The sequence below is a fragment of the Okeania sp. SIO2F4 genome (assembly GCF_010672385.1).
GTDB lineage: Bacteria > Cyanobacteriota > Cyanobacteriia > Cyanobacteriales > Microcoleaceae > Trichodesmium.
Window position 1 is genome coordinate 1 of sequence record NZ_JAAHGT010001013.1, and the last position, 3,405, is coordinate 3,405.

Consider the following 3,405-nt stretch of genomic DNA (forward strand, 5'->3'; position numbering starts at 1 on the left):
TAAATCAATTATTAGGATATGTGTTGAACACAGATTCGGCACAAATTGCAGCTTTACCAGAATCACAGTTTATTAGTGTAGATTTTTGATGAATTAATAGGGTGTATATTATGCACCCTGAATCCATATATTTATATTGATAAGTTGAGCAATAGACTACCATTTGTACAGAAGGCGATCGCTCTGACAATTCCCCTACCCAAAAAGCGTTTTGGTTAGATTCCAGAGAGTCTTAAAAATCAGTAGATTTGTCTTGAGGTAAGCATTGAGCTATTAGCGGTCAGCTCTCAGCAATGAAAATGAACTATGTGGTTTGATAGACTCAGGACTTACGCAGGAGGCAGGAAAAAGTAGGGTTTGAGATTGCTTAAGAGTCGGTCGCAATGACGGAAATACGTTGCAGGTGCGTAAGTCCTAAGACTATTAAGGTTGACTAATTGACTTTTACAGTAAGCATTCAGCTATTAGCCAGCCTCTTGCCTCCTCCGGAGGAGCTGCGCTAACAGAGGAGCTGCCTCTTGCTACGGTAGCTCTCGCTAACGCTAACAGATCGAGCGCAAACCCTATCCTTACCTTAAAAAGGCTTTAAACGAATATAACCTTTAAACTTGGCTTTGATAGTAAGATTCGATTTACCTCAACTAATAAAGCTTTTTTATTAAACTAAAATAAATAGCTGACCGCTGTTTGGGCAGCATTCCGCAGGAAATGCTGACTGCTGAATGCTTATCTTTTACCGAATTATTAATTATTAATTATTAATAATTAAATAATTTTGGTTTAAAGCCTCCCCTTGGATAGGGGAAAAAAGCGGTCCTTGGATGGCGAGGTCTCCGTTCCCTCCGGGACGCTACGCGAACGCTTGCCTCCAATCGACCAAGACAGCGGTCGGAAAGCGGAGCAGTCCGTTAGGATGGGATGGCGAGGTTTCCGTTCCCTCCGGGACGCTACGCGAACTTCGAAGCTTTGCGAAGCGCAAACGCTTGCCTCCAATCTCCCAAGAGAGAAGAAATAATATTTCCCAATATTCAATTGGTGTAACGGTTAAAACCTTCTTGTAATTATCAAGTTCGCCATTATCAATTATCAATTAATGAAACATACTTTTAATTCTTTGAACAATTACTTTAAAAGTAATAAAGCTGATAGCTAATAGCTGACCGCTGAATGCTTAGGTCTTTAGAGGAGTTAGAAAATTTAAGCGAGGATATTTTTTATTTTACTACTTTCGACGAGCGATTGAATTGGTTACCACATAGATAGCTTTAAAGTAAAAATTAACTAGGAGGTTAAATTATCATGAGATTTATTAGTCCGAAAATAGATTATGCTTTTAAGAAAATCTTCGGTTATAATAAAAGTCAAGACATATTAATTAGCTTTCTGAACGCCATTATTTATGAGGGGAAAAACAAGATTAAATCTTTGGAAATTATCGACCCGTATAGCCCCGGTCAAGTTGAAATTTTCAAGGATAGTTTTTTTGATTTTCGGGCAGTTTTGGACGATAAGTCAACAGTTATTATTGAAATGCAAGTTGCTAACGTGGCAGGTTTTGAAAATCGAGTGGTTTATAATGCTGCTAAAATTTACTCAAACCAGCTAAAATCACGAGAAGATTATCCAGAGATTAGACCGATAATAGCTTTAACAATTGTCGATTTTCTTATGTTTCCAAATACAGACAGATTAATTACCGACTTTGTTTTAAAAGATAGATTAGAAAATTTTGAATATACTAAAGAACAAATTGGTTTTGTATTTGTGGAGTTGCCGAAGTTTAAGAAGAATTTATCCGAATTAGAGACTTTAACAGATAAGTGGATTGATTTTATTAAAGAAGCAGCTATTTTAGAGGAAATACCAACTTCTTTAAAGGAGGTTCCCGAAATAGAAAAAGCTCTTAATATTGCCAACCGCGCTAATTTAACTCCTCAAGAATTAGAAAAATTGCACGGACAAGAAACCTTGCTTCGAGACCGTCGTGGTCAAATTGCTTTTGCTAGAGAAGAAGGAGAAGAAAAAGGCAGAATTAAACAGGCGATCGCTCTAATAATTCGCCTACTGAAAAAGCGTTTTGGAGAGGTTCCAGAGAATCTTAAAAATCAATTATCAGATTTGTCTTTGTCAGAATTATAAAATTTGAGTGAGGAGATTTTTGACTTTACTACTTTCGACGATTTATCTAATTGCTTGGCAAAGAAGTAACGTTGAAAATTAATAATTAATAATTAATAATTACCTCTTCTGTAATAGAAGGATTGACTAAAAGGATTTTTTTCTTCTCAAGGGGAGATTGGATATGGCGCCGGTAACCCATCCATCCCATCCGTTTGTCATGCTCCGAAACGACCGCTTTTTCTCTACTCTATGAATGGAGAGGCTTTATATCTAAATTTTTCGGTAATCCTCCTAACTCCTAAATTCTCAACCGTTCTTAGAAACCTATGATTATCTATAATAAATCTATGATTTTCTATAAATAATTCAGCTTTATTAGCCGACTCTTTCAAGGGGAAAAAAATGCTCTTGAATTTCCTGATATTCAATTCCCGAACGGTTTTAACTTTCTTGTAATTATCAAGTTCGCCATTATCCATTAATGAATCGCCCTACCTTTATGACTTTTCTATTTCCTTATCCAATAATTCACTAATATAATTTACATATTCATTATATTCTGGCATTTTAGCAAATTTTTTAAGTAATACTTGATGTTTTTTTTTCAGTTGCTCATCATACTCATACTTTCCAATACATACCTCTTTAGTCTCATTTTCTAATATACCAATAACAACATGATTTTTTTTAGTTCTCATAGTTAAATATCGTGCCATTATAAGAGCATCTATTTTTTCATCTATATGGTAGGTATCTGCCTTTGAATAATGCAATCCATTGTCACTAAATCCGTTAAATCCTTCTATTCCCTTTACGAAATAAGTAATGTCATCATTCCAAATCTTATTCATGTCAAAACTGTCAAGATTACCAACTTTTAAGATCAAGTAAAAAGGCTCGAATTCTGAATCTTGTGAATCTTGGGAAATTTCTTCTAGTTTTGTTAAAATACCTTCAATATTAGATTTAAAATATTCATTAAATGTTGGCATTTTCCCAAATTTTCCTAATATTTCTTCTTCTAATTTGTGACAACGTTCATCGTAAGTGAAACTAATAGCAGGTAGATTTTTAGCTCTATCCATTTTATTTATATCATCAATTTTAATCACAGCATGACACTCCTTAGTATTAAGAGTTAAATATTCAGCTAAATTCAATGCTTTATGGTGTTCAAATTTACCTGCATTAGAAATAAAATCTGACCAGGATATAGAATTAGTTTCTACAAATATAGATAAGAATTTTACTTGTGGATAAAATGGTTTTACATCAATAAAAGAT

At 34.3% G+C, this 3,405-nt stretch carries 1 protein-coding gene and 1 pseudogene; one reads left to right on the plus strand and one right to left on the minus strand.

What is annotated here, in order from left to right; genetic code table 11:
• Positions 1–1,299: 1,299 nt before the first annotated feature.
• Positions 1,300–2,136: pseudogene (locus tag F6K22_RS36430) on the plus strand (Rpn family recombination-promoting nuclease/putative transposase); the annotation flags it as partial.
• A 482-nt stretch (positions 2,137–2,618) separates the two neighbouring features.
• On the opposite strand, the gene F6K22_RS36435 reads toward F6K22_RS36430, so the two are convergent.
• Positions 2,619–3,405, minus strand: a 787-nt coding sequence (locus F6K22_RS36435) for a hypothetical protein (RefSeq protein ID WP_293109544.1), incomplete at its 5' end; no start/stop codon positions are given.